24 protein-coding genes and 1 pseudogene are annotated in these 26,155 nt (G+C 72.6%); 13 read left to right on the top strand and 12 right to left on the bottom strand.

All coding sequences use genetic code 11. The features are described from left to right. Positions 1-1,100 precede the first annotated feature (1,100 nt). Positions 1,101-1,961, top strand: coding sequence for an esterase/lipase family protein (locus ABR738_RS09510; RefSeq protein WP_350229531.1), 861 nt, complete (start codon positions 1,101-1,103; stop codon positions 1,959-1,961). A 115-nt stretch (positions 1,962-2,076) separates the two neighbouring features. Here ABR738_RS09510 and ABR738_RS09505 read toward each other — a convergent pair whose 3' ends face one another. Further along, entirely contained in the window at positions 2,077-3,096 is a 1,020-nt protein-coding gene (locus tag ABR738_RS09505; RefSeq protein WP_502964058.1) for a lytic polysaccharide monooxygenase auxiliary activity family 9 protein, read from the bottom strand. 279 nt (positions 3,097-3,375) lie between these two features. Here ABR738_RS09505 and ABR738_RS09500 point away from each other — a divergent pair, with 279 nt between their 5' ends. Then, entirely contained in the window at positions 3,376-3,825 is a 450-nt protein-coding gene (locus ABR738_RS09500) for a GNAT family N-acetyltransferase (RefSeq protein ID WP_350229530.1), read from the top strand. A 56-nt stretch (positions 3,826-3,881) separates the two neighbouring features. Beyond that, positions 3,882-4,454: pseudogene (locus ABR738_RS09495) on the top strand (class I SAM-dependent methyltransferase); the annotation flags it as partial. Positions 4,455-4,618: 164 nt separating this feature from the next. On the opposite strand, the gene ABR738_RS09490 reads toward ABR738_RS09495, so the two are convergent. After that, positions 4,619-5,122 carry a ribonuclease FAU-1 family protein gene (locus ABR738_RS09490; RefSeq protein ID WP_350229528.1) on the bottom strand — a complete coding sequence of 168 codons (504 nt, stop codon included), beginning with the start codon at positions 5,120-5,122 and terminating at the stop codon, positions 4,619-4,621. 109 nt (positions 5,123-5,231) lie between these two features. On the opposite strand from ABR738_RS09490, the gene ABR738_RS09485 reads away from it, so the two are divergent. Beyond that, on the top strand, positions 5,232-5,606 hold the full coding sequence (locus ABR738_RS09485; protein ID WP_350229527.1) for a GntR family transcriptional regulator: 375 nt from the start codon (positions 5,232-5,234) through the stop codon (positions 5,604-5,606). 43 nt (positions 5,607-5,649) lie between these two features. Here ABR738_RS09485 and ABR738_RS09480 read toward each other — a convergent pair whose 3' ends face one another. Beyond that, on the bottom strand, positions 5,650-6,780 hold the full coding sequence (locus tag ABR738_RS09480) for a DUF5925 domain-containing protein (RefSeq protein WP_350229526.1): 1,131 nt from the start codon (positions 6,778-6,780) through the stop codon (positions 5,650-5,652). Positions 6,781-6,880: 100 nt separating this feature from the next. Between ABR738_RS09480 and ABR738_RS09475 the strand changes: the two genes are divergently transcribed. After that, positions 6,881-8,260 carry a xylan 1,4-beta-xylosidase gene (locus ABR738_RS09475; RefSeq protein WP_350229525.1) on the top strand — a complete coding sequence of 460 codons (1,380 nt, stop codon included), beginning with the start codon at positions 6,881-6,883 and terminating at the stop codon, positions 8,258-8,260. Here the strand turns inward: ABR738_RS09475 and ABR738_RS09470 are convergent. Genes ABR738_RS09470 through ABR738_RS09455 form a run of 4 tightly spaced genes read right to left on the bottom strand, consistent with a single transcriptional unit; the run spans position 8,233 to position 12,162 of the window. Further along, positions 8,233-9,513 carry a lipopolysaccharide biosynthesis protein gene (locus ABR738_RS09470; protein WP_502964057.1) on the bottom strand — a complete coding sequence of 427 codons (1,281 nt, stop codon included), beginning with the start codon at positions 9,511-9,513 and terminating at the stop codon, positions 8,233-8,235. The two genes, ABR738_RS09475 and ABR738_RS09470, sit on opposite strands and share 28 nt — an antisense overlap. Positions 9,514-9,515: 2 nt before the next feature. Further along, positions 9,516-10,325, bottom strand: coding sequence for a polysaccharide deacetylase family protein (locus tag ABR738_RS09465; protein ID WP_350229524.1), 810 nt, complete (start codon positions 10,323-10,325; stop codon positions 9,516-9,518). Then, the gene (locus tag ABR738_RS09460) at positions 10,322-11,347 is read right to left on the bottom strand and encodes a glycosyltransferase family 2 protein (RefSeq protein WP_350229523.1); all 1,026 of its coding nucleotides are present in this window, start codon (positions 11,345-11,347) and stop codon (positions 10,322-10,324) included. Before ABR738_RS09460 ends, ABR738_RS09465 begins: the two co-directional genes overlap by 4 nt. Then, positions 11,344-12,162, bottom strand: coding sequence for a glycosyltransferase family 2 protein (locus ABR738_RS09455; protein WP_350229522.1), 819 nt, complete (start codon positions 12,160-12,162; stop codon positions 11,344-11,346). The genes ABR738_RS09460 and ABR738_RS09455 overlap by 4 nt, the downstream gene beginning before the upstream one ends. A gap of 893 nt (positions 12,163-13,055) precedes the next feature. Between ABR738_RS09455 and ABR738_RS09450 the strand changes: the two genes are divergently transcribed. Together ABR738_RS09450 and ABR738_RS09445 are read left to right on the top strand one after the other, a co-directional pair. Continuing rightward, positions 13,056-13,865, top strand: coding sequence for an SGNH/GDSL hydrolase family protein (locus ABR738_RS09450; protein ID WP_350229521.1), 810 nt, complete (start codon positions 13,056-13,058; stop codon positions 13,863-13,865). Between the two features lie 388 nt (positions 13,866-14,253). After that, on the top strand, positions 14,254-14,517 hold the full coding sequence (locus tag ABR738_RS09445) for a hypothetical protein (protein ID WP_350229520.1): 264 nt from the start codon (positions 14,254-14,256) through the stop codon (positions 14,515-14,517). A gap of 179 nt (positions 14,518-14,696) precedes the next feature. On the opposite strand, the gene ABR738_RS09440 is transcribed toward ABR738_RS09445, so the two are convergent. Continuing rightward, positions 14,697-15,479 (bottom strand): ABC transporter permease, encoded by a 783-nt coding sequence (locus tag ABR738_RS09440; protein WP_350229519.1) that lies wholly within the window; start codon positions 15,477-15,479, stop codon positions 14,697-14,699. Next, the gene (locus tag ABR738_RS09435; protein WP_350229518.1) at positions 15,476-16,438 is read right to left on the bottom strand and encodes an ATP-binding cassette domain-containing protein; all 963 of its coding nucleotides are present in this window, start codon (positions 16,436-16,438) and stop codon (positions 15,476-15,478) included. The genes ABR738_RS09440 and ABR738_RS09435 overlap by 4 nt, the downstream gene beginning before the upstream one ends. A 64-nt stretch (positions 16,439-16,502) precedes the next feature. Here ABR738_RS09435 and ABR738_RS09430 point away from each other — a divergent pair, with 64 nt between their 5' ends. Both ABR738_RS09430 and ABR738_RS09425 read left to right on the top strand, forming a co-directional pair. After that, positions 16,503-17,210, top strand: coding sequence for a TetR/AcrR family transcriptional regulator C-terminal domain-containing protein (locus ABR738_RS09430; RefSeq protein ID WP_350229517.1), 708 nt, complete (start codon positions 16,503-16,505; stop codon positions 17,208-17,210). A gap of 53 nt (positions 17,211-17,263) precedes the next feature. Then, a complete protein-coding gene (locus ABR738_RS09425; RefSeq protein WP_350229516.1) occupies positions 17,264-17,797 on the top strand; it encodes a GNAT family N-acetyltransferase in 534 nt (177 codons plus the stop codon). A 42-nt stretch (positions 17,798-17,839) separates the two neighbouring features. On the opposite strand, the gene ABR738_RS09420 is transcribed toward ABR738_RS09425, so the two are convergent. The 3 genes from ABR738_RS09420 to hmgA are packed head-to-tail and all read right to left on the bottom strand — an operon-like array spanning position 17,840 to position 21,162. After that, the gene (locus ABR738_RS09420) at positions 17,840-19,039 is read right to left on the bottom strand and encodes a type ISP restriction/modification enzyme (protein WP_350229515.1); all 1,200 of its coding nucleotides are present in this window, start codon (positions 19,037-19,039) and stop codon (positions 17,840-17,842) included. Positions 19,040-19,063: 24 nt separating this feature from the next. Continuing rightward, positions 19,064-19,819 (bottom strand): GntR family transcriptional regulator, encoded by a 756-nt coding sequence (locus ABR738_RS09415; protein WP_502964214.1) that lies wholly within the window; start codon positions 19,817-19,819, stop codon positions 19,064-19,066. A gap of 17 nt (positions 19,820-19,836) precedes the next feature. Next, positions 19,837-21,162 carry a homogentisate 1,2-dioxygenase gene (gene hmgA, locus ABR738_RS09410; RefSeq protein ID WP_350229513.1) on the bottom strand — a complete coding sequence of 442 codons (1,326 nt, stop codon included), beginning with the start codon at positions 21,160-21,162 and terminating at the stop codon, positions 19,837-19,839. 147 nt (positions 21,163-21,309) lie between these two features. Between hmgA and ABR738_RS09405 the strand changes: the two genes are divergently transcribed. From ABR738_RS09405 to ABR738_RS09390, 4 genes are all read left to right on the top strand, one after another. Beyond that, positions 21,310-21,885, top strand: a complete 576-nt coding sequence (locus ABR738_RS09405; RefSeq protein WP_502964056.1) for a TetR/AcrR family transcriptional regulator — start codon at positions 21,310-21,312, stop codon at positions 21,883-21,885. Between the two features lie 173 nt (positions 21,886-22,058). Then, the gene (locus tag ABR738_RS09400) at positions 22,059-23,468 is read left to right on the top strand and encodes a CitMHS family transporter (protein WP_350229511.1); all 1,410 of its coding nucleotides are present in this window, start codon (positions 22,059-22,061) and stop codon (positions 23,466-23,468) included. A gap of 100 nt (positions 23,469-23,568) precedes the next feature. Further along, positions 23,569-24,963 (top strand): aldehyde dehydrogenase family protein, encoded by a 1,395-nt coding sequence (locus ABR738_RS09395; RefSeq protein WP_350229510.1) that lies wholly within the window; start codon positions 23,569-23,571, stop codon positions 24,961-24,963. A 66-nt stretch (positions 24,964-25,029) separates the two neighbouring features. After that, a complete protein-coding gene (locus ABR738_RS09390; RefSeq protein ID WP_350229509.1) occupies positions 25,030-26,109 on the top strand; it encodes a Zn-dependent alcohol dehydrogenase in 1,080 nt (359 codons plus the stop codon). Positions 26,110-26,155: the final 46 nt, after the last annotated feature.

Below are 26,155 nucleotides of genomic sequence, written 5' to 3'. Positions count from 1 at the left end.
GCTCGGCGGGACTACCCCGGCGGGACCACCCGGCGGGGCGCCCCGACGTGATCGCCTCGCGTGACCGCCCCGACGCGACCATGCCGGCACGATCGCTCGGCGGGACTACCCCGGCGGGGTGGTCCGACGTGGCCATCCCGCGGGACCATCCCGCGGGGCCACCCCGGCGGGACCATCCCGGCGGCCCCGGCCAGCCGGGATCGCCCTAACGGGGCTGCTGCCTCGACGGGACTATCCCCGGCGGTCCCGGCCGGCGGGACCGCCCCCGACGGGACCGCCCGGCCGGGGGCCGCTCCACCGGGACCCCGGCCGCGCGGGGTCCGTCTTACCGGGGTCTGCGCCGCAAATGGCGCGCGCTTCCAGTGCCGCTTGGCGGCCAAGCCCCGCGCCCCGGCCCGGGCTCAGCCCCCCCGCCCAGCGATGAAGCGCCGCCCTCCCTGGTCCGGGCTCGGCGGCCCCGTCCAGCGGTGAAGTACCGCGCCCTGGCCCGGGCTCGGCGGCCCCGTCCAGCGATGAAGCGCCGCCCTCCCTGGTCCGGGCTCGGCGGCCCCGTCCAGCGGTGAAGTACCGCGCCCTGGCCCGGGCTCGGCGGCCCCGTCCAGCGGTGAAGCGCCACGCCCCGGCCCGGGCTCAGCGGCCCCGCCCGGCGGCCAAGCACCGCGCGCCCCGGCCTCCGGCTCGGCGGCCCCGTGCGGCGGCCAAGCATCGCCCGCCCCGGCCCGGGCTCAGCGGCCCCGCTCGGCGGTGAGGCACCGCGCGTCCCGCCCCCGCTTGGGCGGCGAAGCGCCACGCCCCGGCCCGGGCTCGGCGGCCCCGCCCGGCAGCCAAGCATCGCCCGCCCCGGCCCGGGCTCAGCGGCCCCGCCCGGCGGCCAAGCACCGCGCGCCCCGGTCCGGGCTCAGCGCCCCACTCGCCGGCGGCCCCCCGCGTCCGCCCCGGTCCACCAGTTTTTTACTGACGCGTAACTTCACTCCCACGCTACCGATGCGTAATTTGGCATGAGCACGCCCCGTACGCACCCAGTACGGCACTCACTTGTGGTCCGGGCCGCAGGGCGAATCCCCCATCGCAACTCCCTTGAGCCGCAAGGAGATCCCCCGATGCTGCCCTGGAAACGTGTGCTCAGACCGCTGTCCGCGCTCCTGCTCGCCGCCGCGGCCGCGCTCGCCCCCGCCGCCTCCGCGCACGCCCAGCCCGCGCCGAGCAGCGGCTGGAACAACTACTCCTGCAAGCCCTCCGCCGCCCACCCCCGGCCCGTCGTCCTCGTGCACGGAACCTTCGGCAACGGCACCGACAACTGGCCGGCGCTCGCCCCGTACCTGGTCGACCGCGGGTACTGTGTCTTCTCCCTCGACTACGGCCAGCTGCCCGGCGTCCCCCTGTTCGACGGCCTCGGCCCCATTGATCAGTCCGCCGCCCAGCTCGCCACCTTCGTCGACAAGGTGCTCGCCGCCACCGGCACGCCCAAGGCCGACCTCGTCGGGCACTCCCAGGGCGGCATGATGCCGCGCTGGTACCTGAGGTTCCTCGGCGGCGCCGCCAAGGTCAACGCCCTCGTCGGCATCGCGCCCGACAACCACGGCACCACCCTCGACGGCCTGACCCAGCTCCTGCCGTACTTCCCCGGCGCCGAGAACCTGCTGACCCTCGCCACGCCCGGCCTCGCGGACCAGATCGCCGGCTCCCCCTTCATCACCCGCCTGAACCAGGGCGGCGACACCGTCCCTGGCGTCCACTACACGGTCATCGCGAGCAAGTACGACGAGGTGGTCACCCCCTACCGCACCCAGTTCCTGACCGGCACCGACGTGCGCAACGTCCTCATCCAGGACAAGTGCGCGCTCGACCTCTCCGAACACGTGGCGATGGGCCTCACCGACCGCGTCACCTATCACGAGGTGACCAACGCCCTGGACCCGGCGCACGCCACCCCCACCACCTGCGCATCCGTCGTCGGCTGACGCGCACCACGTGACCACGCGGGCCCGCGCCCCCCAACTCCCGGGAGACGCGGGCCGACTCGGCGACTCGGCGACTCGGCGACTCGGCGATTCAGCGACTCAGTGACTCGGCGACTCAACGGCCCGGGCGGCCGGCCGCCGCCCTGCGGCGCAGCGCCGCGAAGAGGGTCACCGCGCCGAGCGTGATCGCGCCGGCGCCCCCGATGGCCAGATACGAGGCGCTGCCGTCGCCCCCGGTCTCGGCGAGCTTGCGCGGGGCGGGCGTCCCGGCCCCGTCCGGCGCGACGGCGTCCGGGGCGGCGGTGTTCGCGGGGGCCTGCGGAGTGGCGGCGTTCGAGGGCGCCCCGGGCGCGGCGGAGGCGTGGTGGTGCTGGACCTTCGACTTCGCCGCGCCGGCCGCGATCTCCCGATCGGTGGGCGCCGAGGCCGCGGGAGCCGGGGCGCCCGTCGTGCCGCTGTCCTTGCCGAACACGACGTCGGAGCAGGTGTAGAAGGCCTCGGGGCTGTCCGAACGCTGCCAGATCGAGTAGATCAGGTGGCGCCCCGAACGGGCTGGGATCTTCCCGGTGAAGACATAGTCGCCGCCGCGCATCGGCGGATCGGTGACCTTGAGGAACGGCGTCGGTTCCAGGTCCGACCACGTCAGCGGCTTCGACGGGTCGTAGCCGTCCTTGGTGATGTAGAGCGCGAACGAGCCCTTGTGCGGCGCCGTTCCCTTGTAGTGGAAGGTGTGGCTGCCGGCCGACAGCTGGGTGGCCGGCCAGTCGGCGCGCGGCAGGTCGAGACCCTTGTACTTGTCGTTGCCCGCGCCGCACAGCTTGCCGTCCGGGATGATCTGCCTGGACCGGCCGGCGGCGTTCGCCATGTTCACCGCGTTCCAGTCGTACAGGGCCTGCGCGCCACCGGCCGCGACGGCGGCCTTGCACGCCGCCGACCCGGGGTGCTCCGGACCTTCCGCGTAACAGGCCGCTACCCGGCTGACCGGATCCGTCATGGAACCGTGGGCGGCGGCCGGTCCGGCGGCGAGCACCGTCAGAGCGAGGGGCGCGACGCCGGCCGCGAAGACGACGACGACGGCGGCCCGGCGCGGTCCCCGCTGCCCGAACGCGGTGGAGAGCTGGGGGGAGGTCGTCACGGCGTACTCCTTCAATGGGCATGCGGCGATGGGGGCAATGGTCGTGCGGCGATGGGGATTTCGGACGCCCGCACCGTCCGGACCGCCCGGACCGTCCGCGCCGTCCGCGCCGTCCGGACCGCCCGCACCGTCCGGCGTCCCGTCCCGCGCTTAGCACGCTAGCCTCGCGATGGCGTGAAATCCCCTGCTGGGAGCGGGTGATGGCGATCCTTATGGCCGCGTTAAGGAACCACTCAGCGGCGATTAAGAACGGGGCGGCCCCCGGCGTACCGTGGCGCGATGAACCATGAGATCCGCCTCGCGAACGCCGACGACGTACCCCGCGTGAAGGAGGTCACCGACGCCGCCTACCGCCCCTACATCGAACGCATCGGCGTGGCCCCCGCACCCATGGAGGCCGACCACGCGGCCGACGTCGCGGCGGGACGGGTCTTCGTCACCGGCGACCCGGTGGTCGGGGTCCTGGTCCTCGTCCCCGAACCGGACCATCTCTTCCTCGAATCGGTGTCCGTCCACCCGGACGTCAGGGGCACGGGCCTCGGACGGCGGCTGCTGCGCTTCGTGGAAGACCACGCGCGAGAGCTGGGCCTCCTGGAAATCCGGCTCTACACCAACGCGATGATGTGGGAGAACCAGCGGATCTATCCCCGGTACGGGTACGAGCTGGTCGAGCGGCGCGTGGATGGGGCGTACGACCGCCTGCACTATCGCAGGACGCTCACCCCGTGATCCGGCGCGGAGGCGGGCCGGGGCCGATTGTCAGTGGCTGGTGGCAGCATCGGTGCATGGACACCGACTGGGACGAAGCGGCCGCCACTTTCGACGAGGAGCCCGACCACGGGCTGCTCGACCCCGCCGTGCGCGCCGCCTGGGACGAGCGCCTGGGAAGCTGGTTGCCCGAGCGCCCGGGGCAGTTGCTCGACCTCGGGTGCGGCACCGGGAGCCTGTCGCTGCTGGCCGCCGCGCGGGGCCACCGGGTGACGGCCGTCGATCTGTCGCCCCGCATGGTCGAGCGGGCCCGGGCAAAGCTCGCCGGCACCGGCGCGCGGGTGCTGACCGGCGACGCGTCGCGGCCACCCGTCGAAGGGGGCGCCTTCGACGTGGTGCTGGCCCGCCACGTGGTGTGGGCCCTGCCCGATCACGAGGCGGCGCTGCGCCACTGGTGGTCCCTGCTGAGGCCGGGCGGCCGGCTCGTCCTGGTCGAGGGGGTGTGGGGCGCCACCGGCATACCCGCCGAGTGCCTGACCGGAGCGCTGGCTCGGCTGAACGCCGTGACGCGCTGCGAACGGCTCACCGGGGACGCCCAGTTGTGGGGGCGCGAGGTCGACGACGAACGGTACGCGGTGATCGCCACGGCGTCCGGAGCCTGACGCCGGCCCCGGCACCCCGGGCCCCCAGGCCCACGCGCCGTCCGGAGAGCCTCCCGAACAGCGCGGGAGCCGCCGACCGCATGCCCCGCGCCACCGCGCCCCCCGCGCCGCCCCCGTACCCCTGCGCCGCCCGCGCCGCCCCCGCCCCCGCGTCAGTCGATGAGCGCCGTGAACCGGCCGAGCTTCGCCAGGAGTTCGAGCTCGTCGAGTGCTGCCACCGCGCGGGCCGCCGCCTCGGGGTCGCGCTCGGCCAGACCGCCGGCGGCGAACTCGTCCTCGTCCAGGCGCAGTACGGCGGAGCCGTCCGCCGAGACCCATAGGTCGAGATCGAGGTCTTCGGCGATGACCTCGCCGTCCCGCACCACGGCGGGCCGGGTGATGTCGCAGTACCAGCCCTTGAGCGAGGCGTCGCCCGCGCGCACCTCCTTCACGGCGTACCAGCGATCGCGCCAGTAGTGCTCGGTGAACACATCGCCCGGCTCGAACCGTACGAAGCCGAAGTCCCGGGTGCTCTCCGTGGCCCAGGGGGCCCGCGCGGTCAGCCGGGTCCCGTCGTCGGACACCACCGACGCCGGGTAACGCAGCTTGGTGCGCCCGGCCTTGACCAGGACGACATGGATGGGGGCGCCGGCCGTCTCGGCGGGGTTCGTGGTCATGGCGTACCTCCGTGGCACACATCGAGGACTGGGGTGCGCACGGTATGCCGGGCCCCGCCGCCCGCGCCTCCCGTTTTCGCCGGGCGACGGGGCGGGGCAGAATCGGATCGTGACCCTCAAGATCGTGATTGACCAGGGCGCGGCCACCGCGCCGTACGAGCAACTGCGCGCCCAGATCGCCGACCGGGCCCGGTCGGGGAAACTGCCGGTCGGCTACAAACTGCCCACGGTCCGCGGCCTGGCCGAGGAGCTGGGGCTCGCCGCGAACACGGTGGCCAAGGCCTACCGGGCCCTTGAGGCGGACGGGGTCGTGGAGACCCGGGGCCGCAACGGCACGTTCGTCGCGGCGGCGGGGGACGCGTCACAGCGCCTCGCGGCGGCCGCGGCGGCAGCGTACGCGGGGGAGGCCCGCAGGCTGGGACTGGGGCGGGACGCCGCCCGCGCCGCTGTCGAGGACGCGCTGCGGGCGGCCTACGGCGCGTGAGCGGGCCGTAGGCCCCGACCGCCCGGCCGCGCGGACGGCCCGCTCACAGATAGAGCCCCGCGTCCGCGCCGGCCCGAGGGCTGGGCACGGACGCGGGCGACGTGCCGCGGCGCAGACCGTACAGCTCGGCCAGGGTCGCGCCGTCGCGGGCCACGCCCTCCTCCGTGCCCAGCCAGCCGACCGCCTCCGTCCGGGTCAGCGGGCCCACCTCGATGCGGGCGAGGCAGCGGCCCGGGCGTACCACCGCCGGGTGCAGGCGCTCAAGGTCCTCGTTGGTCGTGACCCCCACCAGGACGTTGCGGCCCTGGCCCAGCAGGCCGTCGGTCAGATTGAGCAGCCGTGAAAGAGCCTGGCCCGCCGTGTGCTTGGCCTCGCCACGGATCAGCTCGTCGCAGTCCTCGAGGAGCAGCAGCCGCCAGCGGCCCTTCGCGCTGCCCTCGTCCTCACCGATCGCGATGTCCATCAGATAGCCGATGTCGTTGAAGAGGCGTTCCGGGTCGAGCACGCAGTCCACCTGGCACCAGTCGCGCCAGGACCTGGCCAGGGTGCGCAGCGCGGAGGTCTTGCCCGTCCCCGGCGGGCCGTGCAGCAGGAGCAGGCGGCCCGCGATGTCGTCCGGCGTCACCTTCATCAGGCGGTCGAGCGCGTCGGCCACCGGCGCGGTGTAGTTGGGCCGCACCTCCTCCCAGGTGCCGGCCGCGATCTGCCGGGTCGTGCGGTGCGGGCCACGGCGCGGCGAGACGTACCAGAAGCCCATCGTGACGTTCTCCGGCCGCGGCTCCGGCTCGTCCTCGGCGCCCTCGGTGGCCTGTTTCAGCACCTGTTCCGCCAGTTCCGCGCTGGTCGCGGTCACCGTCACGTCCGCGCCCCGGCTCCAGCGCGAGACCAGCAGCGTCCAGCCCGCGCCCTCGGCGAGCGTCGTGCTGCGGTCGTCGTCGCGGGCGGTCCGCAGCACCTTGGCGGCGGGCGGCAGCAGGCTGACGCCCTTCTTGACCGGGTCGATGGAGGAGCTGTGCGAGAACGGCTGCTCGCCCGTGGCGAAGCGGCCGAGGAAGAGCGCGTCGACCACGTCGGCCGGCGAATCGCCGTCGTCCATGGTCAGCCGGATCGGCAGGGCGGCTTCTGGGTTCGCGGACATGGCGCCCATGATCCGGCAACGGGGCCGCCCGCGCATGTGCTTTGCCCGGGTGCGGCCCGACCGTCGGCCTCAGGACCCCACGCCGCGCGTTCCGACAAAGAGCGCCATACATCAACTGCCGCCCGTACGCTGGCCCATGATGGAACGTCACCGCGCGAGCGCCATCCGGGGCGGCGGACCCGGCGGCCGGTACAGGCGCCGGATCCCGGCGATGGTGGTCGCCGTCCTGCTCGCCCTGGCCGGGTGCGACGGTTCAGACCATGACCTGGGCGAGCCCGGCCCCGGGCGGACCGGGCCGAGCAACACCGGCCTCGCGCTCGGCTGGGGCTTCACCCACACCCAGTACAGCGCCGACAGTGGCGCCGACGACGCCGTGGCGCGCGCCCGCCGGCTGCTCGCGGCGCGGGCCCTGCCGCAGAACCAGGCGATCATGGGCTGGGGCGTGGGCAACCCCGAACCGGCGCCCGGCGCCTACGACTTCACCGACCTCGACCGCCGTGTCGCCTACATCCGCTCCACCGGTGCCACCCCCGTCATCACCCTGTGCTGCGCGCCCGACTGGATGAAGGGCGGCCGCCCGGGAGCGGCGGGGACCAACTGGAGCACGCGCTCCCTTGAGACGGCTCCGCTGCCCGCCCACTACGCGGACTTCGCGGCGCTTGCCGCCCGCATCGCCGAGCGCTATCCGGACGTGCGGCACTTCATCGTGTGGAACGAGTTCAAGGGCTTCTACGACGACACCCGCCACCGCTGGGACTACGAGGGCTACACCCGGCTCTACAACCAGGTCTACGACGCGCTGAAGAAGGTCGACAAAACCAATCTGGTCGGCGGCCCCTATCTGGCCATGGACAGCTACGGACCGGGGGACCAGTCGTACGCGTCCGGCCTCAAAGGCCCCTGGGGCTCGGTCGACCAGCGGGTGCTCGACGCCTTCACATACTGGAACAAGCACAAGGCGGGCGCCGACTTCGTGGTCGTCGACGGCGCCGGCTTCACCCGCGCGGGCCGGCTGCTGCCCGACGCCTTCGCCGCCGCCGACAAGCTCACGGCCGTCAGCGAGTGGGTGCGCGGCGTGAGCGGGCTGCCGCTGTGGTGGGCGGAGTACTACATCGAGCCCGAGGCGTCGGGGTGGAGCGAACAGCGGCGCGTGGCCACGCAGGCCGTCGCCATGGCCGCCCTGGCGCGCGGCGGCACGAGCACCGCGTTCTACTGGAACCCCGAACAGCGCGGCGGGCCCTGCCCGGGCTGTCTGTGGCGTCCGACCCAACGGGGAGACGGCGGCGCCCCGTTGGCGATGTACGCGCTCATCGCCAAGTTCGCCGAGGCCTTTCCGCCGGGCATCCGCTTCACGAGCGTCGAGGTGACCGCGGGCGCCGACACCGCCGGGCTCCGGACGCTCGCGAGCGCCACGGACGTCCTCGTCGTCAACACCCTCGATCACGCGGTGGAGGCGAAGGCCGACGGAGCCTCGTTCCCGCTGGCCGCCTACGAGGTGCGCTGGCTACGGCGCTGAGGCTCGGCGCGACGCAGCACCTTGGACAGCTTCACCGCCGCGACCGCCGCGATCACCGAGAGCCCGGCGACCTCGGCGACGCCCACCCCGGTCAGGCCGAAGAGACCGAGCAGTACCGGCGTCAGGCCGACCACCAGAACACACAACACTCCCTGGAACAGGGCGAGTTGGGCGGTGCGGCTGCGCGCCCGCAGTACCGCGAAGTACAGCTCGATCACCACCCGCAGCAGCGCGCCCACCACCAGCCAGCGCAGCAACGGCGTGGCATGACGGGCGTATCCCGCGCCGAACACCCCGAGGACGCGCGGCGCGAGCACGAACAGGAAGACGCAGACCGGCAGCACGATCCTGGCCATGCGCGCAAGCGCCGCCCGCGCGGCGCCCGAGAGCCGAGCGGGATCGTGCGCGCCCTCCACGGTCAGCGACGCGCCCATGTTGACGGCGAGGAGTTCCACCGTTCCGCCGATGGTCGCCGTGATGTAGAAGTACGCGTTCTCGGCCGGGCTGATCCGCGAGGCGACGACGACCGGCACCAGATAGACCACGGCCAGCGCGAACAGCGAGCCCGTGCAGTCCCCGGCCAGGAAGCGGCCCAGCTCGCGGGGGCCGGGCGGCCGGGCGCGGTGCGCGGTGAGCGCGGCGTGGCGGGGGATGAGGCGGCAGAAGACCAGCCGGCCCAGCGGCAGGACGGAGACCGCGATCGCCGCCACCCAGGACACGAAGACGCCGCTCGTCGGCAGCGCGGCCGCGATAGCCACCAGCAGGAGCAGTTTGACGGCGGAGAACGCGGTGTTGCCCACCGGCACCCACACCGCGCTGCGCAGCCCGGTGAGCACCCCGTCCTGGAGGGTGAGGACCGACCAGGCGATCACCGCCGCGATGAAACCGAGTCCTTTGAACGGGCCGTGCAGAAAACGGTACGAGGGCCCCCAGAAGTCCAGCGTCTCCAGGAAGACCAGTGCCGCCGCGCCGACCACCCCCGCGCTGAGCCCGTAGGCGCGCAGGACGAGACGGCCGGTGGCCGCGCCCGACACCGGGATGAAGCGCGCCATCGCCCCGGTCAGGGTGAGGGCGCTGATCCCGGCGAGGAACTTCATCGCGGCGATCGCCGCCGAGCCCTGGCCGACCGCGTCGTCGCTGTAGTAGCGGGCGGCGATCAGCCAGAAACCGAGCCCGAGCACCGCGCTGATGCCCGTGTTCAGCATCAGCGCGTAGGCGTTGCGAAAGAGGGGCGCGCCGCGGTCCGGGTCCATCGTCAGGGGCCGCCGAGCGCGCGCCAGGACCGGCGGGCGCCGCGCATCACGGCGTACCCCTTGGTCAGGGCGCGGTCCTTGGCGAAGACGCGCGCGATGTCGCGTCCTCTCCCGCACAGGAGCCGTTCGAACGTCTCGATGCCGGTGGTGCGCCGGATCGTCACCCGCTCGATGGCGTACGGACCCTGGCTCCGCTCGGCGAGCGCGTTGCCCACGGCGAGCGCCTGGGCGAACCCCGCCGAGCGCACCGTGCGCCGTACCCGGCGCGTGGAGTAGCCGTAGGGGTAGGCGAACGACACGGGTGCCCGGCCCAGTTCCCCGGCCAGGATCTCCCGGCAGCGCGATGTCTCGGACCACAGCCGCGCGTCGTCGAGCTGGTCCAGCTGGGGATGGCTGTGGCTGTGCCCGCCGATCTCGGTCCCGGCAGCCGCGAGGGCGCGTACCTGGTCCCAGTCGAGCATGGTGTCCGGGGCGCCGCCCACCTCGTGGGCGCCACGCAGCCAGCCGGTGGAGACGAAGAGCGTGGAGGCGAAGCCGTGCCGGGCCAGGACCGGCAGGGCGTGGCGGTGCACCCCTTCGTAACCGTCGTCGAAGGTGATCAGGACGGGGTGGCGCGGCAGCGGCCGGCCCGAACGCCAGGCGTGCGCGAGCTGGGCGGTGGTGAGCGGTGTGCGGCCGAGGCGGGCCAGCAGGTCCATCTGGGCCGCGAAGGCGTCCGGCGTGACCGACAGCCCGTGGGCGGCCTCGGCGGGGGAGTGGGACACCGCGTGGTACATGAGGACGGGGACGGGCCCGCTCGGCGTGGCCGTCATGCCGCCTCACCCTCTTCGGGGGGCCCGGCCCGTCCCGCGCGCACGACGGGAGCGACGGTGAAGACCATGGTGCCCCTGCGGGCCCGCACGGTGCCGACCAGATAGCCGCAGGCCGCCGCCGCGACGCCGGCCACGATCGCGCCCGCGCGCCCCGCGCCCCCGGCCCGGCCGAGCACCGCGTCGCGCGCTCCTCGGGCGACCGCGGCCGGAAGCACCCGGCTCGTGTAGCGGCGCTCGGCCTCAAGTCCCTTGGCGCGCCCCACGCTTCGGGCCACCAGCGCCTTGGAGAGCCCTTCCGCGTACGCCCGCGCGCGGAAGTAGCCGAAGCGCTCGCGGACCGCGGGCACCCGGTGGTGGATGACCGCGCGGTCGTCGATGAGCAGCACCGCGCCGGGCAGCGCGCCGCTCAGCCGGATGCACAGCTCCGTCTCCTCGCAGCCGAGCGGGCGCCGGTCCCCGTCGCGGCCGATGCCCGTGGCGAAGCCGCCCGCGGCGTCGAAGGCGCACGCGCGGAAGGAGGCGTTGCCGCCGAGGACGTTGCGCACCGCGACCCGGCCCCCCGGCAGTCCCCGGTAGGTGCAGCCGACGATCCAGTCGAACTCCTCGGGAAACCAGGCGGGTCTGCGCCCCGAGGCCCAGGAGGGCAGGGTGCGGCCGCCGACCGCCATCACCCGGGGGTCCGCGTATCCCTCGGCGAAGTGGCGCAGCCAGTCGCGCTCGGCCACCGCGTCGTCGTCGAGGAAGGCCACGAACGCGCCCCGGGCGGCGGCGATCGCGGTGTTGCGTCCGGCCGAGAGGCCCCGGGGGCCCGCGTTGGCGAGCACCCGCACCTCCCCGGACAGCGCGTGGTCGGCGTACTCCTCGCCGAGCCGGGCCAGCAGCCGTTCGTTGTGGTCCACCACGACCAGTGTCTCCAGGGGCGGCAGCGACTGGGCGCGCACCGAGGAGACCGCCGCCAGGATGTCCGTCCAGCGGTCCTCGGTGTACGCGCAGATCACCACCGAGAATTGACGCACCGTCAAGACGATGCTCCCCGCCGGGCGTTGAGGAAGACCGCCTGGGTGCGCCGTAGCGCCCTGGGCACCGCCTTCTCCTTGAGGATCACCTTGAGCACCCGGATGCCGTCGCGCACCGCGCTGAGGTGGGAGACGCCGTGGATGCGGTTGTACTCGTAGCTCGGGACCTCCTGGACGCGCAGTCCCGCCTTGACGATCCGGATGTTGATCAGGGTCTCTATCTCGAACCCGGTGCAGTCCAGCACGATCTTGTCCAGGCAGTGCTTCCAGAAGGCGTTGTAGCCGTAGCAGAGGTCTGTGTAGCGGGCGCCGAACTTGCGGTTGACGATGCCGCACAGCACGGCGTTGCCCAGTCTGCGGATCGGGGTCATGTCGTCGGTGCCGCCGCCGTTGGCGAAGCGGGACCCCTTGGCGAAGTCGGCGCCGCCGGCCAGCGCCGAGACGTAGCTGACGATCTCGTCGCCGTCGGCCGAGCCGTCCGCGTCGACCATCACGATGATGTCGCCGGTGCAGGCGGCGAAGCCGCTGATCAAGGCGTCACCCTTGCCCTTGCCGACCTGCCTGACGACCTTGACGCCGGGCCACAGTTCGCGCGCGACCCGCACCGTGTCGTCGGTGGAATTCCCGTCGACCAGGACGACTTCATGGATCCAGTCCGGGAGGGACCCGAACACATGCGGAAGGTTTTCGGCCTCATTCATGGCCGGGATCACGACGCTCACCGGCGGCGCGATCGCGAGATTCGCGGAAACCGGACGATAAGCGGCGGGTATTCGGCTGCCAGCCGGGGCGGACGGCGCGTGAACCGGTGAATTCGCCATTAACTGATCTTGGCCCGTTGTGGCCGGGTGCACGGAAGGAGTCACGATGATTCTCTGTCCCTCTCGTCCGGTGGACCGTCCGCCTCCGGGCGGTCCGGATGGTTTTCCGGTGACGAAAGGGGGGTTCTCACGCCGGTCATGACGGCATGGCACACCGCACTCTTCGGGTGAGCCGGCTTTCGCCGGCGGCGCGCACCCGTCTCCCGGCTTCGACCAGGCGAGACCGGTTACGGCACCCCCCCACGCGCCCCGCGCCGGAAACCATCGCGGCGCTCGGACCCTCCCCCAGCGCCGCCGTGCGTGATGGACCGATGCGAGTGGATGTAGACGGTATTGATGTCCGGGACCGTAGGGCAAGGCCTGAGTAAGGCCTTACTTTCTGGGATTTACGCCGGGCTTTCCCGGCCGTGCCCGGATCGGTTCACCCCCGTTCCCCCCACGAAATGGAGAATGCCGCGCGCCCGGCGGGCAGAGCGCGAGCGGGGCGCGCGAGGCGGCGTCCGGAACGAAGAGCGCCGAGGCCGCGCCGGTGGCCGAGATGGCCGGCGTCGCTCCCGCGAGGACGGACGGGGGTGGGCGCCGCGCGCCGCGCTCTCCGCCGGTCTGTCACTGATGGTCTGCATTGGCGACGGTTCCCCCCGATGCGCCGGATGCGAGGCTTCAATGTGGCGCAGTCCGGACAGTCGCGTCAAGACGGCACATCACCACGGGCGCAAGGAGTTTGACGGAGCGTCAGCGGAGTGTGGTCCTCCGGTGAAGGATTACCCGCGAGTTGCTGACGGATCACCGGATAAGCACAGATGTCCGTCCGACGTTCTTGGCATGGACACTTCCCGCGACTCGTACCGGCTGGTACCACTGCCGTGGCGGAAAACCCGCTACAAGGAGGTTCCATGAAACTGTCCCGAATCGCGGCTTATGCATGGGCGCTCGTGCTGGCTGTCGCGCTTTCCCTCACCGGGGCCGGCGTGGCAGCGGCGGCAACCCAGGCGGCCGGATCCCACTACGTGGCCCTCGGCGACTCGTACTCCTCCGGCGTCGGCTCCGGGAGTTACGACAGTTCGAGCGGCAGCTGCAAGCGCTCCACCAGGGCCTATCCGGCCCTGTGGGCGGCGGCGCATTCACCCGCCTCGTTCGACTTCACCGCTTGTTCCGGCGCTCGTACGGGTGATGTGACGGCAAGCCAGCTCGGCCCCCTGAGCTCCACCACCGACCTCGTCTCGATCACCATCGGAGGCAACGACGCCGGCTTCTCGGACGTCATGACCAACTGCGTCCTGTACTCGGAGTCCACCTGCCTCAGCAAGGTGGCGGCGGCCCGCGCCTACGTCGACTCGACGCTGCCCGGCCTGCTCGACTCGGTGTACTCGGCGATCAGATCCAAGGCCCCCAACGCCGACGTCGTCGTCATCGGCTACCCGCACTTCTACAAGATCGGCGGCAGCTGCGTCGCCGGTCTCAGCGAGAACTCCCGCTCGGCCATCAACGGCGCCGCCGACGAGCTCAACACGGTGACCGCCAAGCGCGCCGCCGACCACGGCTTCACCTTCGCCGACGTCGTTGCGGGCTTCACCAACCACGAGATCTGCTCCAGCAGCCCGTGGCTCAACAGCGTCGTATGGACCAACATCGGCGAGTCCTACCACCCGACCGCCGCCGGCCAGTCCGGCGCCTACCTGCCCGCCTTCACCCGCGCCGCCTGATCCGACGCCGGGTTCCGCGCCGCCCGGAACCACGCGTCCAGGTCCGCCGGTCCGGCGCGCCCGTGCGGCGGGCGGGGCGGCGGGCCGGCCGGCTTCGGCGACGAGGAGGGCCCGCTCGTCGGGCTCTCCTCGTCGCACGTCACCAAAGAGGCGCGGCCGCCGCCTCCTTGAACGGCATCGCGTCGCTCGTGCGAACAGGGGCGCGACACTGCGTGACGACCACGCGGCAACCTGTCCAACTCGCCCTGGAATCACCTGGATTCGGCGAATCCTCGTCAACACGGCGCCGCGTGAGGTGAATCCCGTCACCGGGATACACGCGTGTGACGCGGGGGCGATAGGGTTACCCTGCCCGGGGCCGGGTGCCCTCGTACGGGTGGGGAGTGACATGGAACAGATAACAGTGCGCAGCAGGGCGCGAGTGCCCGCGATCACCTGCGGAAGCACCGCGACCAGCTCGCGGCTCGACCGCCATCTCTCGGTGCTCGGCGGTCCCGCCGTCCCGCAGCGCGAGGCGGCCGAGGCGACGCTGCTGATGCGCGAGCTGACCTCGCGTGACGTCGCGCACACCCGCGGGAGCAGGACCGCTCGGGTCTCGCTCTTCGCGCCACTGCGGCGGCTGCGCCGCTCGCTCTTCGGCAGCCGCGGCTGAATCCACTCCCGACATCACGCGCACCGCGTTCCGGCGATCACGCCGTCCCGGCGCAGCCCGGCACCCGCTCGTCCGTCATTCCCAGGGCCCGCGGGGCTGCGCGGGGTTCCCTCTGTCCTCTGGTCCTTCAGGCCCATTCAGGGCTCGTTCAGGGCTCGGGGAAGGTGCCCCGGGTGTAACTAGCGGCCCGAGTGCGCGTAGCGGCGTATCGCGAGCGGCACGAAGACGGCCAGCAGCAAGGCGCACCAGGAGAGCGAGCCCGCCACCGGGTGGGCGACCGGCCACGCGGCGCCCTGCGTGGGCGAGGCGTTGCCGCACAGATCCCGGACGGCCGAGGAGAGCGCGCTGATCGGGTTCCACTCGGCGATCGCGCGCAGCCAGCCCGGCAGGTGGTCCGTCGGGATGTAGGCGTTGGAGAGCAGGGGCAGGACGAAGGTCGCCGAGCCCAGCTGTCCCGCCGCCTCCTCGCTGCGGGTGAGCAGGCCGAGGAAGAGCCCCGCCCAGGTGGCCGCGAGGCGGAACAGCAGCAGGAGTCCGAACGCGCCGAGCAGGCCCGGCAGTCCGCGCTCGGCGCGCCAGCCGACCGCGAACCCGACCGCCATCAAAGGGATCGTGCCTGCCGCGTGCGTGAGCAGATCGGCCGCGCTCTGGCCGAGCGGCACCGCGGCCCGGCTCATCGGCAGGGTGCGCAGCCGGTTCATCACCCCTCGGTGGGAGTCCTGGGCGGCCTGGAACATGCCGGTCATCAGGCCGTTGGCCGCGGTCGCCACCAGGAGGCCCGGTACCAGGAAGGCCCGGTACCGCTCGCCCGGTGTGGCGAGCGCGCTGCCGAAGACGTAGCCGAAGAACAGGAGCATCGTGATCGGCATCGTCTGGGTGAGGATCAGCACGCCGGGCGCGTGCTTGAGGCGCTGGAGCTGGCGGCCGAGCAGCGCGGTGCTGTCGTGGGTGAGCGACGTCATGTCACGGTCTCCTCGCGGGAGTTGGGGGTGTCGGTGAGGCGCAGGAACACCTCGTCGAGGGTGGGCGGGCGCAGGCTCACGTCGAGCAGGGGCACCGAGGCCGCGTCCAGTTCGCGCACGATGCGCGCCACGGTGAGCGTGGGGTCGAGGCAGACGGCGCCCACGGTGCGCCTGACGGGGTCGAGCCGGGGCTCGGCGCCCGTCAACCGGTGCAGGGCGGCGGCTGCCTGGGCCAGCGCGGCCTCACCGGTCACCACCGCCTCTGCGTAGGAGCCGATCCGGGCCTTGAGTTCGGCCGGGGAGCCGGTGGCGGCGGCCCGGCCCCGGTCGATCAGGACGATGTCGTCGGCGAGCTGGTCGGCCTCCTCCAGGTACTGCGTGGTGAGCAGCACCGTGGCGCCCTGGTCCGCGAGCGCGCGTACGGCGGCCCAGATCTGGTTGCGGCTGTGGGGGTCGAGGCCGGTGGTGGGCTCGTCGAGGAACAGCACCCGGGGGCGGGTGAGCAGGCTCGCCGCGAGGTCGAGGCGGCGGCGCATGCCGCCCGAGTAGGTGCCGGCGGCCCGGTCCGCCGCGTCCGCGAGACCGAACTCGGCCAGGAGTTCGTCGGCGCGGGCGCGCCCCGTGGCGCCGCGCATGCCGTGCAGCTTGGCGAACAGGCGCAGGTTCTGGCGCCCGGTGAGTTCGATGTCGACCGAGGTGGACTGGCCGGTGACGCCGATGTGCCGGCGCACCGCGTCCTGCTCGCGCACCACGTCGTACCCGGCCACCCGGGCCGATCCGCCGTCCGGCGCGAGCAGCGTCGTCAACAGCCCCACCGCCGTCGTCTTGCCCGCCCCGTTGGGGCCGAGGACCCCGCAGACGGTGCCCTCGGCCACCGCGAGATCGAGCCCGCGCAGCGCGTGGACGTCGGCGAACCGCTTCTCCAGACCTTCACTAAGTACGGCGTACGTAGTTGTCATGCGGCTCACCATAGCGCACTACGTACGGCGTACGTAACTACGATGGTGAGCGAGGTGATGATCCATGGCAGGGCGACCTGCTGAACCAGAAGTGATCTGGGCGCGCCCCGAGCGCGCCGGGCGGGGCCCAAGGCCCGCATTCAGCCGTGCCGACATCGCGGCCGCCGCCGTGCGCGTCGCGGACGCGGAGGGCATCGACGGGGTCTCCATGCGCCATGTCGCGGCCGAACTGGGCTGCGGAACGATGTCGCTGTACAACTACGTGCCGCGCAAGGAGGACCTGTACGAGCTGATGGTGGACGCGGTCAGCGCCGAGTACGACCTGAGTGCCCCGACGGGCGACTGGAAGGCCGACATGGTGGCCCTCGCTCATCAGACCCGGGCGCTGATGCACCGCCACCCCTGGGTGCCCCGCCTGATGTCCCCGGTCTACGGCTTCAGCCCGAACGCCCTGCGGTACCTGGAGCACTGCATGACGGTCCTGGACCCGCTGGAGGCGACGTACGGCACCAAGATGGAGCTGGTCGCCTCCGTCAACGGCGTCGTGACCACCTACGTCGCCAACGAGATCGCCACCGCCGAACGGACCCGCTCACTGCCCTGGTCCCCGGAGCAGGAGCAGGGCGTGCGGATCGCCTACCTCTTCAGCCAGGTCGCCACCGGCCGCTATCCGCGCCTGGCCGCCGCCTTCACCGAGGACTCGGGCCCCATCGACCTGGACGCGGTCTTCGAGCGGGCCCTGGCCAGGACCATCGGCGCCTTCGGCAAATGAGGGGCCGCGGGGGCGGATTTCCGGCGCGGCCCCGGTCGGGGGAGGATGGCCCCATGACCGAGATCCGCACCCCCCGCCTCCTGCTGCGCCGCTGGACCGACGACGACCTCGTCCCCATGGCGGAGATCAACGCCGACCCCGAGGTCATGCGCTACATCGGCGACGGCTCGGTGCGCGATCTGGACCGCACCGCCGCCGACATCGAGCGCTGGGAGGAGGAGTGGGACGACGAGGGCTTCGGGCTCTTCGCCGTCGAGCTCCTGGGCTCCGGCGAGATGATCGGCTTCACGGGTCTTTCCGTGCCCCACTTCCTGCCCGAGGTCTCCCACGAGGTGGAGATCGGCTGGCGGCTCGGCCGGCCCTTCTGGGGCCAGGGCTATGCCTCGGAGGCCGCGCACGCCGCCTTGGAGTTCGCCCTCCAGGACCGCGGGCTCGGCCGCGTCATCAGCATCTCCCGGATGGGCAACGACGCCTCGGAGAACGTGATGCGCAAGCTGGGGATGAAGCTGGAGCGCGAGACGGTCCACCCGCAGTTCGGGCACGCCCTGAACATCCACTCCATCGACCTGACCGAGTACGAGGCCTGATCCGGGCGGCCGCGCCCCGCGTCCCGCCGAGCGGCCGGGGCGTCAGACGAGGGCGAACTGCCCGCCCGGCCCCTCCTCGTGGTGGTCGAACACGGAGGCCGGACGCCGTGCGGCGTCCGCCACCGGCAGCACCCCGGCCGCCCGCAGGTCCATGCGTGTCAGGTGCGACCCCGCCGCCAACTCGGCCTGCTGCGGGGCGAGTTCGGCCAGCAGCGCGAGTACCGTGATCAGTTCGAGCAGGTCCGAGGTCCACTCCTGGGGCCAGGCAGAGGGCCCGACGGCGGCGAGCGTGCCCGGCTCGGCGGGCTCCGTGCGCCGCTGGAACCACCACGGCAGCAGCCGCACCCCGCCCGCCTCGAACTCCCAGGCCGAGGCCGGCACCGGCGCGATCCGTCCCTCATCGCCCACGCGCAGGGTGTCCTCGGCGGCGTCGTAGCGCAGCTGTTCCGGCCGGGCCGGCAGCGCGGCCCGCACATAGGGACGGCGCCCGCCGGGCAGCCGGGGCTTGTCGCCCCCGCGTGCCCCGCGCGTCATCACGGCGGTCATCCGGTGGCCCAGCGCCACGCCCGCGCACCACAGGTGGGGATCGCGCGGCAGCGCCACCGCGCACCCCGCCGGGCCCGCCCGCCCCGCCGCCACCGCCCAGGCCAGCACATCGGGCGCGGTGACCTCGACGGCGTACGTCGTGGACAGGAGGGCGAGCAGGCCCGGCGCGAGGTTCGGTTCGAGGCCGCCGGGGCGGCGGTACAGGGGGCGGACGCGGCCCGGGCGCCCGGTGGGGGAGCGGCCGTCGGGCAGCGCGGCCGAGACGGTCAGGGCCGGCCCCGGGGTCTTCGGGGCGTACGCCTGCTCCACCGCGAAGAGCTGGCGCTCGTCCGCCACCCGCCACAGCTCCGGGCGGGCCGCGTCGATCAGGCGCTGGTCCGCAAGCAGCCACTGCTCGTCGAAGGGCCCGTACCGCAGGCGGACCGGCCGGGGGCAGGCGCCGCGCTCACGGGCGAGCGGCCCGGTGCCGCCGGTCCGGCCGGGCAGGGCGGCGGCGGGGGAGGAGAGCGTACGGGAGCGGGTCGGCGCGAACAGCCGCTCCCGCTCGGCCCCTTCGGAGCGTACGAGCAGGTCCCAGCGGGCGCGCAGGGTCTGCTCGTCCGGCGCCACCACCCAGTCGCGTCCGAGCCGCAGCGGAGCCACCGACCAGGGCATCAGGTCGTCGAGGAGAGGCACGTCATCGCTCACGCCCAGCATGCTAGTGACGATGACGCGCCCGTATCAGCGGGCCTCGACCGTCATCGAGAACGAGAACCGGTCGCCGCGGTAGTGGATCCGGGCCACGTCCACGACCCGGCCGCGCCCGTCGTAGGTGACCCCCGTGTAGTGCAGGATCGGCGAGAGCAGCGGCACCTTGAGCAGGCCGGCGGTGACGGGGTCGGCGAGGCGGGCCTCCACCGTGTCCGTGATGCGCGCGATATCCACCCCGACCGCGTCCCGCAGCACCTTGGTCATCGGCCAGCGCTCCAGATCGGCCAGCTCGATCGCGGCGGCGATCTTCGGACGCACCGCGTTGTACGCCCAGTTGGTCGGCTCGCCGCTCTCGTCGCAGCGCAGCCGCCTGTAGGCCACGACCTCGGCGCAGTCCGGGAAGTGCTCGGCCAGATCGCCGGGCACCGCCTCGGGGCCGTGGCCGAGGATCGTGGTGCGCTCGCCCGACTGCTGGGCCACGATCGCGTCGATCGAACCGAGAAGCCGCACCGGGGAGGCCCGCCTGGCCGAGGGCTCGATGAACGTGCCGCGCCGCCGGTGCCTGCTGATCAGGCCCTCCTCCTCCAGCTCCTTGAGCGCCTGACGCATCGTCAGAACGCTCACCCCGTAGTGCGTCGCCAGCTGCTCCTCGGTGGGCAGGCGCAGCGAGGCGTCGGGGGTGCGCCCCAGTATCGAGGCGCGCAGTGACTGGGACACCTGGTACCAGAGCGGGAGTTTCCGGTTCAGGACCAGTGAGTCGGGTGCGAAGGAGGAGGTCACAGGGATTCCGTATCAGGCGGTGCTCAGGAGCGGAAGTGGCGCTGAAGACCCTGCCATACGTCGTCGTAGCCCCGCTGGAGGTGTTCCGCCGTCGCCGCCTGGCCGGTGGCGGTGACCGGCCAGCGCGTCTCGAACATGAAGGCAAGGCCGTCGTCGATCTTCTGCGGCTTCAGCTCGGCGGCGCTCGCGCGGTCGAAGGTCTCCCGGTCGGGGCCGTGCGCGGACATCATGTTGTGCAGCGAGCCGCCGCCCGGCACGAAGCCCTCCGCTTTCGCGTCGTACGCGCCCTCGATGAGGCCCATGTACTCGCTCATCACATTGCGGTGGAAGTACGGCGGGCGGAACGTGTCCTCGCCCACCAGCCAGCGCGGCGCGAACACCACGAAATCGACGCCGGCAAGGCCCGGGGTGTCGGACGGCGAGGTGAGCACGGTGAAGATCGAGGGGTCGGGGTGGTCGTAGCTGATGCTGCCGATGACATTGAAGGTGTGCAGGTCGTAGACGTACGGCGTGTGACTGCCGTGCCAGGCCACGACGTCGAGCGGGGAGTGGTCGTAGGTGGCGCTCCAGAGGTTGCCGCAGAACTTGTTGACCACCTCGACGGGCCCCTCGTGGTCCTCGTACGCGGCGAGCGGGGCCCGGAAGTCCCGCGCGTTGGCCAGGCCGTTGGCGCCGATCGGGCCGAGCTCGGGCAGTTCGAAGGGCCGCCCGTAGTTCTCGCAGACGTAGCCGCGGGCGCTCTCGTCCAGGAGCTCGACCCGAAAGCGCACGCCGCGCGGGATCAGGGCGACCTCGCCGGGGTCGGCGGCGAGCAGGCCGAGCTCGGTGCGCAGGAGCAGGCCGCCGCGCTCGGGGACGATCAAAAGCTCACCGTCCGCATTGCTGAACACCCGTGATTCCATCGAGGCGTTGGCGTGGTAGAGGTGCACCGCCATGCCCGTGCGCTGTGTCGCGTCGCCGTTGCCGCCGAGCGTCCACAGGCCGGCCAGCCAGTCGGTGCCCGCCGGGGGCTCGGGAAGCGGGTTCCAGCGCAGCCGGTTGGGGTCGGGCGCGGTCTCGGTGAAGGGCGCCGTGCGCAGATGGCCGTTGTCGGCACGGGTGAAGGGCGGGTGCGCGGCCGATGGCCGGATCCGGTACAGCCAGGAGCGGTGGTTGTGCGCGCGGGGCTCGGTGAAGGCGGACCCGCTCAACTGCTCCGCGTACAGGCCGAGCGGGGCGCGCTGGGGTGCGTTGCGGCCGTGCGGGAGGGCGCCGGGGACCGCCTCCGAGCTGTGCTCATTGCCGAAGCCGCGGGAGTGGCCGAGGCCTTCCGCGATCTTCCGCGCCTGTCCGCCGGTAGGTGTCGTCATCGTGCGCTCTCCTGCTCCCGTGCCGGAATCCTATGCTCAACCGTAGGATTACGATGCGGTCGCGTCAACGGCAAAACCGGCCGCCCGGGGGATGATGGGCGGGTGTCTCCTGCTCATGATCTCCACGCGAATCTCCGCCGGGCGCCCGTGCAGCAGCGCAGCGCCGAGCGGCTGTCCCGGATACTCGACGCCTGCGCCGAACTCCTGGACGAAACCGGCTACGAAGACCTCTCCACGCGGGCCGTGGCCCAGCGCGCGGGCGTGCCCATCGGCTCGGTCTACCGCTTCTTCCCCAACAAGCGCGCCATGGCCGAGGCGTTGGCCGCCCGCAATCTCGACCGGTACGCCGGCATGATCAACGCGCGCCTCGCGACGATCGAGGCGGCCGACTGGCGGGGCGCGGTGGACGCGGTCCTGGACGAATACCTCGTCCTGAAACAGACGGTGCCCGGGTTCAACCTGGTCGACTTCGGCGGCCCCCAGCCGGTGCCCGACCCGGACGCCGACGCCAACCACCTCCTGGCCGCGCGCCTGGCCGAACTCCTGCCCGCGCAGTTCGGCCGCACCCTGGACGCGGAACTGCGCCGCACGATCCTGGTCGCGGTGGAGGCGGCCGACGCCACCCTGCGCCTGGCCTTCCGCACGGATCCGCAGGGCGACCCGGCCATCGTCGCCGAAACCCGCCAGCTCCTGCACGCCTACCTCGCCCGCACCCTGGACTGACCGGGCCGCCCACGGGCCCCTCCGCCCGGCGATCCCGGGCCCCGGCGTGACCTGGAGTTTTGCTCGTATTGCTCAGGTGTCAACGTCTTGTTGAGGCCAGAATCGGCCACCTAACGTCATCCGCACCGCCGGCTCCCCGGCGGGAGTTCAAGGGTGAACGTTAGGTGTCCTCCATGCTGACCATCCTCGGCTTCGCCATGATCGCGACCTTCCTGGTCCTCATCATGCTGAAGAAGATGTCGCCGATCGCGGCGCTGGTTTTGATCCCCGCTCTCTTCTGCGTCTTCGTCGGCAAGGGAGCCCACCTCGGCGACTACGTCATCAAGGGCGTGGGCTCGCTCGCGCCGACGGCCGCGATGCTCATGTTCGCGATCATCTACTTCGGCGTGATGATCGACGTGGGCCTCTTCGACCCCGTCGTGCGCGGCATCCTGCGCTTTTGCAAGGCGGACCCGATGCGGGTGGTGGTCGGCACCGCGGTGCTCGCCGCGATCGTCTCGCTCGACGGCGACGGCTCCACCACCTTCATGATCACCGTCTCGGCGATGTACCCGCTGTACAAGCGGCTCGGGATGAGCCTGGTCGTGATGACCGGCGTCGCCGCCATCGCCAACGGCGTCATGAACACGCTGCCCTGGGGCGGTCCGACGGCCCGTGCCGCGACCGCGCTCAAGGTGGACGCCTCCGACATCTTCGTACCGATGATCCCCGCGCTCGCCGTCGGCCTGGTCGCGGTCCTCGTCCTGTCCTACGTCCTCGGCATGCGCGAGCGCCGGCGCGTGGGTTACCTCTCGCTCGACAAGGTCCTCACGCCGCACGGCGAGACGGTGCTCGTGGGCGCGGGCGGCTCCGGCGACACCCCGGCCACGGCCGGCTCCGACCGGGCCCCGGGTGTCTCGGGCGACGGTCCCGGCGCGGACGCCCCGGACGGCGAGGACGACTTCCAGGGGCTCGACGCCGCACGGGAGACGCTGCGGCCCCGGCTGTACTGGTTCAACGCGCTGCTCACTGTCGCCCTGCTCACCTCCATGATCATGGAGTGGCTGCCGATCCCGGTGCTCTTCCTCATCGGCGCCGCGCTCGCGCTGAGCGTGAACTTCCCGCACATCCCCGCCCAGAAGGCCCGCATCGCCGCCCACGCGGACAACGTCGTCAACGTCTCCGGCATGGTCTTCGCGGCCGCCGTCTTCACCGGCGTACTCAATGGCACCGGCATGGTCAAGCACATGGCCGACTGGCTGGTCGGTGTCGTGCCGGACAGCATGGGCTCGCAGATGGGGCTCGTCACCGGACTGCTCAGCCTGCCGCTCACGTACTTCATGTCCAACGACGGCTTCTACTTCGGTGTCCTGCCGGTCCTGGCCGAGGCGGGCGCCGCGCACGGCGTCTCCTCCCTGGAGATCGCCCGCGCCTCGCTGGCCGGGCAGGCCCTGCACATGTCGAGCCCGCTGGTGCCCGCGGTGTACGTCCTGGTGGGCATGGCCAAGGTGGAGTTCGGCGACCACACCCGCTTCACCGTGAAGTGGGCGGCCCTCACGTGTCTGGTGGTGCTGGGCTCGGGCATCCTGTTCGGCATCATCTGACGTCGCGGGCGGACCGGGGCACGGGGTGCCTCTGGCGCCCAAAAACTAACGGCGCTAGTTTGTGCGACGGACGACACCGGCCCGCTCGGGAGGAAATGCGATGAAGGCCCACGACGGTATGTACATCGACGGCGCGTGGCGAGCCGCCGCGGGCCGGGACGGCATCGCGGTGGTGAACCCGGTGACCGAAGACGTCATAGCCGAGGTCCCCGCGGGCACGGCCGAGGACGTCGACGCCGCCGTGCGCGCCGCCCGCGCGGCCTTCCCTGCCTGGGCCGCGACCCCGGCCGCCGAGCGCGCCGCCCGGCTCGCGGCCCTGCGCGATGGCCTGGCCGCCCGCAAGGACGAGATCGCCGAGACCATCAGCGCCGAACTGGGCGCCCCGCTGCCCTTCGCCCAGAGCGTGCAGACGGGCCTGCCGATCGCCATCGCCGGCTCCTACGCCGAACTCGCGGCGTCGTACGCCTTCGAGGAGCGGATCGGCAACTCCACCGTCTACCAGGAGCCGGCCGGTGTCGTCGGCGCGATCACGCCCTGGAACTATCCGCTGCACCAGATCGTCAACAAAGTGGCACCCGCGCTGGCGGCGGGCTGCACGGTGGTCCTCAAACCCGCGGAGGACACACCCCTCACCGCGCAGCTCTTCGCCGAGGCGGTGCACGAAGCCGGCCTGCCCGCCGGTGTGTTCAACCTGGTCACCGGCCTCGGTCCGGTCGCGGGCCAGGCACTGGCCGAGCACGAGGGGGTCGATCTGGTCTCCTTCACCGGCTCGACGGCCGTCGGCAGGCAGATCGGCGCCACGGCGGGCGCCGCCATCAAGCGCGTCGCGCTCGAACTCGGCGGCAAGTCCGCCAACGTCATCCTGCCCTCCGCCGACCTCGCCAAGGCGGTCCAGGTGGGCGTTGCCAACGTGATGAGCAATTCGGGCCAGACGTGCAGCGCCTGGACGCGGATGCTGGTCCACGCGGGCCAGTACGACCGGGCCGTCGAGCTGGCCTCGGCGGCCGCGGCCAAGTACACCGTCGGCGACCGCGTCGGCCCGCTGGTCAATGCCAAGCAGCGCGAGCGCGTGCGCGGCTACATCGAGCAGGGGATCCGGGAGGGCGCCCGGATCGTGGCGGGCGGCCCCGAAGCGCCCCTGGAGCGGGGCTACTACGTCACGCCGACGGTCTTCGCGGATGTCACCCCCGAGATGACCATCGCGCAGGAGGAGATCTTCGGCCCGGTCGTCTCGATCATCAAGTACGAGGACGAGGACGACGCCCTGCGGATCGCCAACGGCACGGTGTACGGCCTGGCCGGCGGGGTCTGGGCGGCCGATGAGGCGGAAGCCGTCGCCTTCGCCCGCCGCATGGACACCGGCCAGGTCGACATCAACGGCGGACGGTTCAACCCCCTGGCGCCGTTCGGCGGCTACAAGCAGTCGGGGGTCGGACGCGAACTGGGCGTCCACGGTCTGACGGAGTACCTCCAGACCAAATCGCTCCAGTTCTGACCCCGCGCTTCCCGGCCCCGCTTCTCGCCCTCGCTTCCCGCCGCTCGCTTCAGGAGTCACGCCCACATGGTTCGCGCCGCCGTACTGCCCGCCGTCGGCTCTCCGCTGGAGATCACCGACATCGAACTGCCCGAGCCCGGTCCCGGCCAGGTCCGGGTCCGCCTGGCCGCCGCCGGGGTCTGCCACTCCGACCTTTCGCTCACCAACGGCACCATGCGGGTCCCGGTGCCCGCCGTCCTCGGCCATGAGGGCGCGGGCACCGTCGTCGCCGTGGGCGACGGGGTCACCTCGGTCGCGCCCGGCGCCGAGGTCGTCCTCAACTGGGCTCCCGCGTGCGGCAGTTGCCACCCCTGCTCGCTCGGCGAGGTGTGGCTCTGCGTCAACGCGCTGGCCGGCGCGGCCTCGGTGTACGCGCGCACGGCCGACGGCACGGAGCTCCACCCCGGTCTGAACGTCGCCGCGTTCGCCGAGGAGACCGTCGTCGCGGAGAACTGCGTCATCCCCCTCCCCGCCGGCATCCCCCTCACCGAGGCCGCGCTGCTGGGCTGCGCGGTGCTCACCGGATACGGGGCCGTCCACCACTCGGCGAAGGTGCGCCAGGGCGAGACGGTCGCGGTCTTCGGCGCGGGCGGCGTGGGCCTTGCCACGCTCCAGGCCGCGCGGATCGCGGGCGCGGGGCAGATCATCGCCGTCGACGTCTCCCCGGACAAGGAGGAACTGGCCCGGGAGGCCGGGGCCACCGACTTCGTTCTCGCCTCGGACACCACGGCCAAGGACATCCGCCGGCTCACCGGCGGCCAGGGCACGGACGTGGCCGTCGAATGCGTGGGCCGCGCGGTGACGATCCGTACGGCCTGGGAGTCCACCCGGCGTGGCGGCCGCACCACCGTGGTCGGCATCGGCGGCAAGGACCAGCAGGTCACCTTCAACGCCCTGGAGATCTTCCACTGGGGCCGCACCCTGGCGGGCTGCGTCTACGGCAACTGCGACCCGGCCAAGGACCTCCCGGTCCTGGCCGCCCACATCCGCGCGGGCCGGCTGGACCTGGCGTCCCTGGTGTCCGAACGCATCCCCCTGACCGCCATCCCGGCCGCCTTCGACAACATGCTGGCGGGCAAGGGGGGAAGGGCGCTGGTGGTGTTCTAGGAACCGGCCAGGAGGCGTGGGCCGGCCCGGCGTGGCGGCCCACGCC

This window comes from Streptomyces sp. Edi4, assembly GCF_040253615.1.
In the GTDB taxonomy this organism is placed as follows: domain Bacteria; phylum Actinomycetota; class Actinomycetes; order Streptomycetales; family Streptomycetaceae; genus Streptomyces.
The sequence above is the reverse complement of the archived record's forward strand: the minus strand, read 5'-3'. Positions and strand labels throughout refer to the sequence as shown.